We start from the raw sequence: 13,370 nt of genomic DNA, 5'->3' as shown, positions 1-13,370 counted from the left end.
GTGTATGTTTTCTTTTGGGATTTTTTATTCATCTCATCTTATAAATTAATCAAATGCATCACATGATCTTTATTTTATTCGTTTAATTAATTGTTTAATTGTCAGTTCACATATCGGTTGACCTACCTCTAGATGAAGAGGATAGGCTTGATTTTCATTTGTTAGCTTATAGCCACGCCGTTGATAATATTTTATTAATTCTAAACGCCGATCAATCACATACATGACAAATTCTTCAACATTGGGTTCCATCAACATCACTTGCTGTTCTGCAAATTGCAATAATTTTTTTCCAAAGCCCTGAGCTTGCTTATCTGGATGAATTGCAAAATGACCAATTTCACAGCTCATCCCCTGCATTTGAATACCAATACACCCCTTGATCTGCGCATGTACCGATTCAATCACATATAAATGAAAATCCCTTTTTTTGTAAGAGTTGACTGAGTTGAGACACATTTATTCGATTTCCTTGAACAATATGATGTTCCGTGGTCCAACTCTTGGGATGATTCTCCCGATAGGCTATATTCATTAAGCTTTCGAACTGCTGAATATCACCAAGTAAAGCATTTCTTATATTCATATTTTTAGCTATTTATTTTCATGGGTCTATTTTACTGAAATAAAAAAACCAGACAATTGTCTGGTTTTTTATGCAATTTGCTCATCAGTGTAGCTCGCTAGCGCTATTCACCAACCGCATCGGAACAAAAAGCAGCGCTTTGTTATTTATCCACTGTGACTTGCTAAAGCTATTCACTAACCGCGTTCGAAACAAAGCAACGCTTTGTTATTTATCCACTGTGACTCGCTAACGCTACTCACCAACCGCGTTCGGAACAAAGCAGCGCTTTGTTATTTATCCAATGTGACTCGCTAACGCTACTCACCAACCGCGTTCGGAACAAAGCAGCGCTTTGTTATTTATCCAATGTGACTCGCTAACGCTACTCACCAACCGCGTTCGGAACAAAACAACGCTTTGTTATTTATCCACTGTGACTTGCTAAAGCTATTCAATAACCGCGTTCGGAACAAAGCAACGCTTTGTTTCCTCACTTGGGTTCAATTGGGGCAAATGGTGCAACAACGTCTGCATTTTGTGCACGGTTACGCATGAAGTGATCCATGAGCACAATTGCCAACATCGCCTCTGCAATTGGTGTTGCACGAACACCAACACAAGGATCATGGCGACCTTTGGTCAACACATCAGTATCTTCACGATTAATCGTAATGGTTTTACCCGGCGTAGTAATGGATGCTGTTGGTTTCAAGGCGATCGCAACACGAATGTCCTGACCACTCGAAATACCCCCCAAAATGCCGCCAGCATGGTTTGCCAAGAAACCATCCGTAGTTAACTCATCACGTGTTTCATGACCAAACTGCTCGGCAACACCAAAGCCATCACCAATTTCCACACCTTTTACGGCATTGATGGACATCATGGCATGTGCAATATCTGCATCTAAACGATCAAATACAGGCTCGCCCCAACCAACTGGCACTTGCGTCGCAATAATTTCCAGTTTGGCGCCACAGCTCGTTCCTTGTTCACGAAGTGACGTTACGAGAGCTTCAAAACGTGGGACGGCATCTGCATCACCACAGAAAAATGGGTTATTCGGAACTTCATTCCAGTCCAATTTCTCTGCTTTTTCGGTACCAATTTGGGTTACATGACCACGAATTTCGATGCCGAATTTCTCAAACAAGTATTTTTTAGCAATCGCACCCGCAGCAACACGCATCGCAGTTTCACGAGCACTCGAACGACCACCACCACGATAATCACGGAAACCATACTTATGTGTATACGTATAGTCTGCATGCCCCGGACGGAAGGTTTGTGCAATGTTGCCATAATCTTTTGATTTTTGATCTGTGTTACGGATCAATAGACCAATCGATGTACCGGTTGTTTTGCCTTCAAATACGCCTGAAATAATTTCAACTTCATCGGGTTCTTTACGCTGAGTCGCAAACTTAGATGTGCCCGGCTTACGACGATCCAGATCCTTTTGCAAATCGGCTTCAGTCAGTTCAATACCCGGTGGAACCCCATCCACAATGGCCATCAGACCAACGCCATGAGATTCACCACAAGTCGTTACACGGAAGAGTTGCCCTATACTATTACCTGCCATGTCAAACGACTCCTTATGCTTGAACAGATTGAATGAATAAATCTCGGTATTCGCGGCATTGAGCAGCAGTCAATGCAAAGATACCTGTACCGCCTTTTTGGAACTGTAACCAGTAAAAATCAACGGTATTGAAGTTTTGACGCATTGCCCATTCTGAGTTACCCACTTCGATCACAATTAAGCCATCTTCAGTCAGGTAATCTGCAGCTTGTGCCAACATTTTACGCACAAGATCCAAACCATCTTGACCCGCAGCAAGCGCCATTTCAGGTTCATGGTGGAATTCTTCTGGTAAATCTGCCATGTCTTCAGCATCCACATATGGTGGATTCGACACGATCAAATCATATTGATTTTCTGCTGGAATTTTGGCGAATAAATCAGACTCAAGTAAAGCCACTTGATATTGTTTATTGTGGTGTTCACAGTTAATTTGTGCCACTTCAAGTGCATCTTTAGACAAATCAGTTGCATCAACTTCAGCATCTGGGAATGCATAAGCTAAGGCAATCGCGATACAGCCCGAACCCGTACACATATCTAAAATGCGCTGAGGAGTTTTTGGATTGGCATTTTCAGGTAGATTATTAACCGCAGCACCCATTTCGCCATTTTCACCTAAGCAATATGGCGCAAAGCGGTTTTCAATCAATTCTGCAATTGGAGAACGTGGAATCAGTACACGTTCATCGACATAAAATGGCTTACCAAAGAAATATGACAAGTTAAGTAAATAAGACGTTGGAACTTTTTCATTAATACGACGTTCTAACAATGCTAAAAATTCTGCAACTTCACTTGGCAATAATTTCGCATCTAAGATTTCCGCATCTGCATTCCAATCTAGAGATAACGTTTGTAAAACCAATGCTGAGCTTTCAGCAAAATAGTCTTCTGTACCTTGTCCTAAGTGGGCATCATATTGACGTAAAGCTGTTACCCCAAAGCGGATATAATCACGAATTGTAGATAGGTTTTCAGCTGCTTCCTGTAAATGTTCAGGGCTAATAGTCGGTCGATCCACTTAAGGCGTCTCCAGTTCATAATTTTTTAAACGCCCTATGATACCTTGTTTTGATGCTATATATAATAAAAATACGGCATTATTCACAGCTTGAAAGCATTTCATAACCTGCATATATAGGTCAGATACATTCGCTGAAATGAAATTTGTACTTTAGGCTTTTCTTCAGCATGCTATAAAACCTAATAGATAAAAATTACGAATAAAAACCAATTCAAGCTCAATTGTTTAGCAATTTATACTTGATCCTAAGCTTTAATTTCTTAAAATCATCCCCATACAAACAGTTAAATTTTAAATGCGGAGCTCCAATGAGCTATAAGCACAATAACCTCATGGCTATGCGTCAAAGCTATTGGGAAGACACTCAGTCTTTAAATGTGCAAACTGAAAAGGCATTTTTTCAGCAACTACTGATCGAACATCAAGTTTTCCCTGATGCGAGTCTAGAAAACGCACGTACCCTATTTTTTAGCTTACCGAGCATTATTATTGTCAAAGGTTATGCTGCCGGATTTAAAGACGAATCTGTCCAACATCTTATTCATCAACATATTGAAGAACATAAAGCCGCATTGATGCAAAACGATACGGTAAAAATCAAATATCGTTTATAGTTTTCTTTCCAATGTACCTGTCTACGCGGCATCTTGCTTAAGTTTGCAAATGCTTACTGCATATTCAGTAAGTTGAACTATTTTAATACGTTAAGAAACGTTAAAATTAGCTACAATGTATTTTTCTGCGAATTGCTGATTAAAGGATTTAATTTACATGTCAGATCAGAACGATAAGCTCAAACACTTGAAAACGTCTTCTATGGATCGACGCTTATCTATCGCAAAGGCATCGCTACTTGCGGGAACTCGTTGGGCAGCATCAAACGCTACTTCTATTTTTTCGAGTGAAGAAGAAAAAGAGAAAAAGCGTAAAAAAGCCATGAAAGATCAGGCTGAATATCTCGTCGCAGAAATTGGTAAATTAAAAGGTTCGATTGTAAAAATTGGGCAAATGATGGCGTTGTATGGTGAACATTTTCTGCCTGAAGAAATCACCCAAGCCCTCAACACGCTGAACAATCAAACAGTTGCATTGGCATGGCCAGCCATCAAAGTCCAATTACAAAATCAACTAGGCTCAAAGCTTGATGATCTAGTGATTGATCATGAGCCACTTGGCACTGCGTCTTTGGCACAAGTTCACCGTGCAAAACGTAAATCTGATGGTTTAGAACTGGTATTAAAAATCCAGTATCCGGGTGTGGCAGATGCAATCGATTCAGATATGAATCTATTCAAAAACATGCTCAAACTGACACGAATGGTGCCTCAAACCCGTGAATTTGATCAGTGGTTTGATGAAGTTCGTGAAATGATGCATCGTGAAGTAAATTATAAAATCGAAGCAGATACCACTCGCCGTTTTGCAGCACGCTTAAAAGAAGACCCACGCTATATCGTGCCGCAAATCATTGAAGGTTATTCAACACCTCAAGTGCTGTGTATGACTTTTGAACGTGGTGTGCCGATTAATAGCCCAGTAATGCTGTCACTTCCTCAAGAGCGCCGTAATGCCTTAGGTGAAGCATCACTTGAGATTGCCGTACGTGAAATTTTTGAATGGGGTGAAATGCAAACCGATCCTAACTTCGGAAACTATTTGGTCCGTTTGGGCAACGGTGCGGATGTGCCAGATAAAATTGTTCTCCTCGACTTTGGTGCGATTCGGCAGTTCGATGAGCATCTATTAGGGGTTGCGCGTAATTTGATTACCGCGGGTTACCATCACAGCTCTGAGCAAATGGTCAAAGCGATGACAGGTTATGAGTTCTTTGATGGTATTCCACAAAGTATTAAACCTGATATGGCTAAAGTCTTTTTGTTAGCGACAGAGGCATTTAGTAGCACTGAAAATAACCCAAACATCCCTGCTGGTGTTATGGACGAACAACAACGCTATGACTGGAAAAAAAGCCAATTACATAGCCGTGTGATGCAACAAGCGTCAAAATCGATGGCATCTCGCTATTTCTCAGTTCCACCTAAAGAGTTTATGTTTATTAGCCGTAAATTTATCGGTGCATATACCTTTATGACCGTCATTGAAGCAAAAACCAATGTTCGTCGTATGATTCAAAAATATCAATAATCATTCAATGCACACTTCAAGACTTGGCTGACTCAAATGTCAGCCAAGTCAATTTTAAAATAAAAATCCTTTTAAGCCTTTTTACTTTTCTATTCTTAATTAATCATTTAGCTATCAAATCCCACCTAATCTCGCCGTTTATCTTTGACAATCACGCATGTCATTTATGACATGGTTTTTCTATCTTTGGCATGTCAGCATTAAATAAGAATAACGCAAATGGAAAACAACAATGACCAATATGGTAAACAAGGCACAAGGATTTGGACTCTCACTTTTAACTAAAATTGCCGGAAGTGATGTACTCGATCAGTTTAAACTGCGCAAATTTGTTGAAAAATCTTTGTATCAGAGCTCAAAAGCTGGTTTTAAAACCTTGAGCCAAACGCAAAAAGTATTTCAGACCAACAAAGATGTGCATAAACAACGTTTGCCTAATCAACAAAAATCATTATTTGATTTAAACCTGACTGAAGAACAACAAATGACTGCTGATGCGATGCAGCAGTTTGCCACAGAAGTCTTGTATCCACTTGCTCATCAAGCCGATCAAGAGGAAAGATTTCCTGAAGCGTTATGGCAACATATCCAAGATCTAGGTCTAAATTATTATGCCTTACCTGAAGATTTGGGTGGCGTCGCGGCAGAAAAAAATATCATTAGCAATATCTTAATTGCTGAACAATTGGCTGAAGGTGACTTTAGTTTAACAGCAGGTTTATTGTCGACATTTAGCTGTATCAACGCCATCACCCAATGGGGTTCCGAATCTGTTCAAGCAACCTACTTAGCGGCATTTGCAGATGATTCAGCCCTACGTGCAAGCTTTGCGGTTCAAGAGGCAACAGCGGCATTTAATCCCTATCAACTTAAAACTCACGCGATTGCTGATGGCCAGCAGTATAAAATCAGTGGGGAGAAAACCTTAGTCCTTTTAGGTGAACAGGCAGATGTGCTCTTGGTGAGTGCCATGCTCAATGGGCAGCCTGAAGTTTTTATTGTGCAACGCGACCAGAGCATTAGCGCTAAAAAAACACCAGCTATGGGTTTAAAAGCCACTGAAACGGTAACTTTAAAATTTACTCACACCCCTGCCCAACGCTTAGGTGATCAAGATTTCAACTATACCTCATTTATCGATCTTGGCAATTTAATGTGGTGTGCAATGGCTGTTGGTACCGCAACTGCAGTGAAAAAGTATTGCATTCAATATGCCAACGAACGTACAGCTTTTGGAGAGCCAATTTCACATCGTCAAAGTGTGGCATTTATGATTGCAGATATGGCAATCGAAATAGATGCCATGCATATGCTCATCCTAAACGCAGCAAGTCTAGCCGAAGCTGGCAAGCCCTTTCATCGTGAAGCCTATTTAGCTCGCGTGCTATGTGCTGAAAAATCGATGAAAATTGGGACTGATGGCGTGCAAATATTAGGTGGTCATGGCTTTACCAAAGAACATCCCGTAGAACGTTGGTATCGAGACTTACGTGCCACAGCGATTCTTCAATCTGGCTTACATGCGTAATTCAGCAAAATAAAAAACAAGGAAATGTCCATGAACTTACAAAATCCGAAAAAATTTAAATTGCTGATCGACCAAGCCCATGAAGTCGCTTTAAATGTTCTACGTCCTATTTCACGTAAATATGACAAAGCCGAACATGCCTATCCTAAAGAATTAGACATGTTGTCTTCCCTCGTCGACGGTATGAATGATGGCGGTGATGGCATGAATGCAGGTGCTGCCGTCAATAAACGTGGCGACACAGACACGGGAAATAAAAACGGTGTCAATATGTCGACTGCTCTCAGTATCATCGAGATGTGCTATGGAGATACAGGCCTGTTGCTCAGTATGCCTCGCCAAGGGCTTGGCAACTCAGCTATTGCAGCAGTAGCCAATGATGAACAACTAGAACGCTTAAAAGGTACTTGGGCCGCTATGGCCATTACAGAACCCAATTGCGGCTCTGATTCAGCAGCAATTCGGACAACAGCGACGAAAGATGGCGATGAATACATCCTCAATGGTGAAAAAATCTTTGTCACCTCGGGCGAACGTGCTGATTCAGTAGTTGTTTGGGCAACACTAGATAAAAAATTAGGTCGAGCAGCGATTAAATCCTTTGTTGTTGAAAAAGGTACACCAGGAATGACTGTAGAACGCCTAGAACATAAATTGGGTATTAAAGCTTCTGATACTGCTGCCATTAGTTTTGTAGATTGTCGTGTCCCTGCTGCAAACTTATTAGGCAATGCTGAAATTGATGTAGCAAAGGGTTTTGCTGGGGTTATGGAAACTTTTGATAATACTCGCCCACTCGTTGCTGCGATGGCTATAGGCTGTGCAAAGGCATCTTTAGAGCGAATTAAAGAAATCTTTAAAGATGAATTAGACGAACAGTATTCAACACCCATCTTACAAAGTTCGAATATTGCTGCACAAATCTACCGTATGGAAGCAGACTGGGAAGCAGCACGTCTACTCATGCTCAAAGCCGCATGGATGGCCGACAACAAAAAACCTAACTCACGTGAAGCATCCATCGCTAAAGCAAAAGCAGGCCGTGTAGGTAATGAAATCACATTAAAATGTGTAGAGCTCGCAGCTGCAGTTGGTTATAACGAAGATGAATTATTGGAAAAATGGGCACGTGATTCAAAAATCCTTGATATATTTGAAGGAACACAGCAAATTCAACAATTAATCGTTGCACGACGTGAACTGGGTAAAAGTTCAAGCGAATTAAAATAATTACTTTGCTTGAGCAATTTGAAACTTAAAGATGGATTTTTATATAGGATCAGTCTATAAAACAATCCATCTTTTTGTTTTTCGATGATTATGTTTCAGATCCGACCACTTCAACTTGAAGACAATGCAAGCATTGCCAATGTCATTCGCACAGTTTCCAAAGAATTTGGATTAGCACCTGAATCAGGATTTGCCGTTGCAGATCCAATTTTAGATGATTTATATCACGTCTATGCGCAAGCAAATGCACAATATTGGGTTATTGAAAATCAACACGGTACAATTTTAGGTGGTGGCGGCCTTTCTCCTTTAGCTGGAGATTCAAGCATTTTAGAAATCCAAAAAATGTATTTTATGCCTGAATTACGTGGTCATGGCTTAGCCAAAGATATTTTAGAACTTTGTTTTCAATTCGCCAAAGATCATAATTTTAAAGCGTGTTATTTAGAAACTACACATACACTTGGACAAGCGGTAAAACTCTATGAAAAAGTAGGATTTCAACACTTACAAGCTCCCAAGGGCAATACAGGTCATAGCCAAGCATGCGAAATTTGGATGCTTAAAACACTTTAAATTATTCTTAGATTCCATTCATACCTCTGAAAAAAGTTATAGCTTTTTCAAATAGGGATATTTCATGAGTGGATATTCTAGTTTTTTATAACTAAAGTTCTCGGGATTTGAATGTCCCCACAATCTTAATAAGTACCATGTCAAGAGAGAAATACTGACACAAGTAATGCTGTCTGTTTTTCTCTCTTCACTTAGACAATCATGTAATTTGAGTACATTCCCATCAATTTTTACAATTACACTGTATAGAGCAACTTAAGAAAATATTGACCTCTGAGTCTCCAGTTCATACTATCACTTTAGAAATTACACTTAGCCATGATTATTTTAAAGTGAATATAAATGCAGAATGTACTGAATAAAACTCGCCTTTCAACTCGTCTTTCGTCGCTCCTAAGCGCTCACAGCTTAAAGTTTTCAACTGTTATTATATCTGTAACCCTGATTTCTGGATGTTCATCACTCGGTGGTGGCTCTGTAGAAAAACGTGCTGTTAAACTTTCATCAGGGATCCAAAAGGCCTATTCAGTCAATCCTGAAACTGCAAATCGAGTGTCACCCTACATTGTGCAAACTGCTGATCAATACAACTTAGATCCTTTACTACTGGCTGCTGTTATTCGCCAAGAATCAACTTTCCGCCCTTATGTCAGTTCACCTGCAGGTGCAGTCGGTTTAACTCAGGTGATGCCACGTTATTGGCAAGCAATATGCCCTGGGGATTTATATGACGAATTAACCAATATTAATTGTGGGTCATTTATTTTAACTAAATATAAAAATGCCGCTGGCAGCATGCCAAAAGCTTTAGCCTACTATAATGTCGGACCTACCGCTTATAACACCAATCGAAAAATGAAAAAACAAGGTAAACGTTATGCAAAACAAGTGAAACAACATCGAAATAATTTAAAAAGTGCATTATAAGAAGTAAAGTTCAATCCTATTACCCCATGATTGAACTTTTAACATATATCACAAATACTTGAATTTAATAGACTTAAATCACAAATATAGATTCTAGAATAATATTATATGATGTATTTTAATGAGTAATAAACAAACAAACAGCACATATTTTTAATATTTATTTCATCTTATATAATCGTTTTTGTATATTAAATTAATGAAATAATACATTAAATCTATTAATAAAAAAACTCTTATAAAACAACAACCTTAATTGAATTTCATATACAACAATTCTATAAAAGGTTTAAATATTCTACACAATCCTACAACTATTAGCAGCCAAGAATCGTTTAAAGACCATTTTTACTTTATTTATTATTAACAATAATCAACCAGCTGATTTTTTTTAGCATTGTTTATTCATTATTTTTAGCTAATATCATATAGGTCAGTAAAACTATATTACTGATTAACATATAATTTATTGGGGTTAATAATGGCCAAATTATCTTTAAACGCTTTAACAGACATTGACGGTTTTATTGCTGCAGCTTTGGTTGACAGCGAAAGTGGCCTTGCTATGGCGACACAAGGCAATAACGACATCGATTTAGAATTAGCTGCTGCTGGTAATACTGAAGTTGTCCGCTCAAAGCGTAAAGTTGCCAAAGCGTTGAATTTAAATGACTCTATTGAAGACATTCTAATTACTCTGGGTAAACAATATCACTTAATCCGCCCACTCGACTCAAATGAAGCATTATTTCTTTACCTCGTATTAGACCGTAGTAAATCAAACCTTGCTATGGCTCGCCATGAACTTAAACATTTCGAAAAAGAATTAGATTTTTCTTAATTTAAAGTTGGGTTATTTCACCAGAAATAACCCAGTTTTTCTGGACAATTTCGTGAATAGCACATTATATATTTCTATCTTTGGCTTAAATCTAAATGTTATCAATGACATTAAATCTATTATTTCAAATAAGCTATCTGAAACTTTTACTATTCATTGGACAAACATTGCAGATTCGAAACTCCAAGTCCTATTAATCAATGATGACTTTATCGACCTGCCGAATATAAATAAAATAAAGCACGAAGATTTAATCATACTTAAACTTAAAAAAAATGAATTGAAAGCAAATCAAATCGAACACGATACCCTGTTTTTACCCCTAACAAATAACAATCAATTTGAGCATTGGTTAGAGCATTCAGTTGCGTTAAGGTTCCGAGACATTAATCCTGTAAATGTGTCCAATCCTATTGTTGTTCAAGACACAAAACCTAAATTAAATGCACTCCAGATCTCACAGGCTTTTAAAGATTTAAATAAACATCAACGTCAACTATTGCTTTTAGATCAAAAACCAATCGCACTCATTGATAACTTAAGCAATGAGTTTTGGATGGAACAAAATATTCAAATCACACAAAATTCTGAAATCACACTCATTTCAGCAGATACAAATACAGTTGTCACTTTTAAATATGGGTTGGAATCAATAAATTTACAGCATGGATTATGGCAATTTGTTTGGGATTACGTAGATGATACTCCCCCCAATTACACAAGCCACTATAAACTTTTGCATTGGCCACAGCCTATACATTGTGCTGAACGACAATCACTATTGAAAATATCCGCTTTTTTTATGGAAGGTAGTCCTACTCAATATATTGCTGAACAAATACATTTAAGCCAAAACTTTATTAATCGTTATTTATTTGCATGCCACATAGCTCAAATCATAGAAGAGATACCGGCCATGGCGAGTGTATATCATAGCCAAAAAACAGCTCAAGAATCTTCAAATCCACTACAGAGTTTTTTCCGTAGTCTTCGAAAAAAATTAGGAATCTAAAATTTCATTATGATTTTACAGCAATACAAAATCGTATTTGCCGGAACGATGGGTGCCGGAAAAACCACTGCTATTCAAAGTATTTCTGATATTCCTGTACTGAGTACAGAAGCGCTTAATACGGATCAAAATGCGCATCAAAAAATGTTGACTACTGTTGGAATCGATTACGGTGAACTTACTCTCGCCGATGGTACTAAACTTGGTTTATATGGTACGCCGGGCCAAGAAAGATTTAACTTTATATGGAATACCATTTGTAACGGCGCAATTGGTACAATTATTTTGATTGATCATACACATGACCATCCAATTCAGCAGCTGAATGATTATTTAAATTATTTTTCTGAAAATAATGAAAACATCATCATCGCGATTACACATTTAGACAGTACGCAGTATAAATCCACCAAACTTTATAAAGAATGGCAGGATTCACAACAGATACATCACCCGATTTTTTATATCGATGCTAGAAATAAAAAAGACATTCTTTTTATTCTAGAAGCACTTATTGCAAAAGCCGAAGTTCAACTTTCAATCTAATGAAGATATTATGAATACAGCAATTCGTACAACACGTTCAGCACCACTACAGCTTATTGAACATGCACATAAACTCATGAAGGAGTTAATTTCTGATGTGTCCGGTGTTGAATATATGATGTTATGTTCAACTGATGGTTTTGAATTAAAATCTATAGAAAAGAAAAATATTGAAAATTCTGGAAAACTTGCAGCTGTAAGCAGTTCAATCTTAGCAATGGTTCAAGCTTTTACTAACGAAATTAATTTAGTCGGTTGTCAAACCATTACATTAGATGCTGAAAATGGTAAAGCATTACTCACAGCGATCTCTCACCCTCAACACCCCATGATATTAGTTGTCTTAACATCAAAAAATGTATTATTAGGGCAATTATTATATTCCTTAAAAAGAGTGAGTAATGAGCTAAGCGAATATCAACTGTCAAATACATTCGCCTAGTCCGATTCAATTTATTTCATCGATTCACGCATTTTATCTTCATCAAAATATTGTGCAAATGATGCAATACGTTTTTCAACAAATGGATTTTTCATCAGGTTCTCAGCTGCACGATTCCCCAATAGTTCAAATGCTTTACCCAAAGCATTTGTTCCTTCATTTTCTGTAACAGCTTTGATTTCAGCATTACAACGCTTAGTAAATAAATCTTGAAATAAATTTGCCATATTTTTATCAATCTTTTGCATCTCAGCGGACGTCACTTTACTATACTTAGAAATTTCTGGATGTGCTGAAAATGCCAAATAAATCCAAGCCGTTAAGTTCTGACTCTCTTATGCTGAAATTTTATTTACCAAACATTCACTTAGTTTATCCTGATACACACCGGCTGTAGTATTGAAAGAAACAAATGCAAATAAAACTATAGTTAATAATTTTTTTAAAAACATCTTAAATACCCTATATATTATTAATGAAACAAACGATTTTATTATATTGATTTATTACACATTTTCATTAGCAAAAGATTTTAAAATGATATAGATGGATTGAGCATTTTAGTTTTATTTTCTTTAAATATCTCTCGTTTTCTTATTTTTTGAATTTGCTTCTCTTATTATTTTCTATTTTGATAACTTTCCCTTTTTCTTCGTGCATAAAAAAACACCCCCTGCACTAGTCAGGGGGTGTTTCGAATAATGAGCTGGCGATGACTTACTCTCACATGGGTAACCCCACACTACCATCAGCGCTAAGAGGTTTCACTTCTGAGTTCGGGAAGGGATCAGGTGGTTCACTCTTGCTATTGTCGCCAGCACAACTGTTATGGATACTTGCTTAGTCTTACGTATTGCTAAGTTTTCTACCAAATGAGTTATTAACAGATCATATCTGAGTTGCAGTATTTTGTTCTTAAGCGTTAACTAAATCAAGTTATTTT

The 13,370-nt window shown here is 37.7% G+C and carries 14 protein-coding genes and 1 rRNA gene; 10 read left to right on the top strand and 5 right to left on the bottom strand.

Annotated features, from left to right (window positions below; genetic code table 11):
* Positions 1-69 precede the first annotated feature (69 nt).
* The 3 genes from LXF01_RS07765 to prmB all read right to left on the bottom strand — a co-directional run bounded on the left by LXF01_RS07765 (position 70) and on the right by prmB (position 3,177).
* On the bottom strand, positions 70-459 hold the full coding sequence (locus tag LXF01_RS07765; protein ID WP_267967532.1) for a GNAT family N-acetyltransferase: 390 nt from the start codon (positions 457-459) through the stop codon (positions 70-72).
* Between the two features lie 599 nt (positions 460-1,058).
* Positions 1,059-2,153 (bottom strand): chorismate synthase, encoded by a 1,095-nt coding sequence (gene aroC, locus LXF01_RS07760; RefSeq protein WP_078191027.1) that lies wholly within the window; start codon positions 2,151-2,153, stop codon positions 1,059-1,061.
* A 13-nt stretch (positions 2,154-2,166) separates the two neighbouring features.
* Positions 2,167-3,177 carry a 50S ribosomal protein L3 N(5)-glutamine methyltransferase gene (gene prmB / locus LXF01_RS07755; protein WP_078193871.1) on the bottom strand — a complete coding sequence of 337 codons (1,011 nt, stop codon included), beginning with the start codon at positions 3,175-3,177 and terminating at the stop codon, positions 2,167-2,169.
* A 311-nt stretch (positions 3,178-3,488) separates the two neighbouring features.
* Between prmB and LXF01_RS07750 the strand changes: the two genes are divergently transcribed.
* The 10 genes from LXF01_RS07750 (at position 3,489) to LXF01_RS07705 (ending at position 12,427) form a co-directional block, all read left to right on the top strand.
* Positions 3,489-3,794 carry a hypothetical protein gene (locus tag LXF01_RS07750; RefSeq protein ID WP_078191029.1) on the top strand — a complete coding sequence of 102 codons (306 nt, stop codon included), beginning with the start codon at positions 3,489-3,491 and terminating at the stop codon, positions 3,792-3,794.
* Between the two features lie 157 nt (positions 3,795-3,951).
* The gene (locus LXF01_RS07745; protein WP_180005577.1) at positions 3,952-5,325 is read left to right on the top strand and encodes an ABC1 kinase family protein; all 1,374 of its coding nucleotides are present in this window, start codon (positions 3,952-3,954) and stop codon (positions 5,323-5,325) included.
* A 241-nt stretch (positions 5,326-5,566) separates the two neighbouring features.
* Positions 5,567-6,853, top strand: coding sequence for an acyl-CoA dehydrogenase family protein (locus LXF01_RS07740; protein ID WP_180133979.1), 1,287 nt, complete (start codon positions 5,567-5,569; stop codon positions 6,851-6,853).
* Between the two features lie 30 nt (positions 6,854-6,883).
* Entirely contained in the window at positions 6,884-8,083 is a 1,200-nt protein-coding gene (locus tag LXF01_RS07735; protein ID WP_180005578.1) for an acyl-CoA dehydrogenase family protein, read from the top strand.
* Between the two features lie 90 nt (positions 8,084-8,173).
* A complete protein-coding gene (locus tag LXF01_RS07730) occupies positions 8,174-8,659 on the top strand; it encodes a GNAT family N-acetyltransferase (protein ID WP_180107229.1) in 486 nt (161 codons plus the stop codon).
* A gap of 342 nt (positions 8,660-9,001) precedes the next feature.
* Positions 9,002-9,586, top strand: coding sequence for a lytic transglycosylase domain-containing protein (locus tag LXF01_RS07725; RefSeq protein WP_180127739.1), 585 nt, complete (start codon positions 9,002-9,004; stop codon positions 9,584-9,586).
* Positions 9,587-10,067: 481 nt separating this feature from the next.
* Positions 10,068-10,427, top strand: a complete 360-nt coding sequence (locus LXF01_RS07720; protein ID WP_078193877.1) for a hypothetical protein — start codon at positions 10,068-10,070, stop codon at positions 10,425-10,427.
* Positions 10,428-10,479: 52 nt separating this feature from the next.
* Positions 10,480-11,439: a hypothetical protein gene (locus LXF01_RS07715; RefSeq protein WP_233945325.1), complete on the top strand. Its 960-nt coding sequence runs from the start codon at positions 10,480-10,482 to the stop codon at positions 11,437-11,439.
* Positions 11,440-11,448: 9 nt separating this feature from the next.
* The gene (locus LXF01_RS07710; RefSeq protein WP_078193879.1) at positions 11,449-11,985 is read left to right on the top strand and encodes a GTP-binding protein; all 537 of its coding nucleotides are present in this window, start codon (positions 11,449-11,451) and stop codon (positions 11,983-11,985) included.
* A gap of 10 nt (positions 11,986-11,995) precedes the next feature.
* Positions 11,996-12,427 (top strand): roadblock/LC7 domain-containing protein, encoded by a 432-nt coding sequence (locus LXF01_RS07705; protein WP_180162742.1) that lies wholly within the window; start codon positions 11,996-11,998, stop codon positions 12,425-12,427.
* 11 nt (positions 12,428-12,438) lie between these two features.
* On the opposite strand, the gene LXF01_RS07700 is transcribed toward LXF01_RS07705, so the two are convergent.
* Both LXF01_RS07700 and rrf read right to left on the bottom strand, forming a co-directional pair.
* Positions 12,439-12,654: a hypothetical protein gene (locus LXF01_RS07700; RefSeq protein WP_233945324.1), complete on the bottom strand. Its 216-nt coding sequence runs from the start codon at positions 12,652-12,654 to the stop codon at positions 12,439-12,441.
* 477 nt (positions 12,655-13,131) lie between these two features.
* Positions 13,132-13,246 (bottom strand): 5S ribosomal RNA (gene rrf, locus LXF01_RS07695).
* Positions 13,247-13,370 lie beyond the last annotated feature (124 nt).

The sequence above is a fragment of the Acinetobacter sp. SH20PTE14 genome, from assembly GCF_021391555.1.
GTDB classification, from domain to species: Bacteria; Pseudomonadota; Gammaproteobacteria; order Pseudomonadales; family Moraxellaceae; genus Acinetobacter; species Acinetobacter amyesii.
The sequence above is the reverse complement of the archived record's forward strand: the minus strand, read 5'-3'. Positions and strand labels throughout refer to the sequence as shown.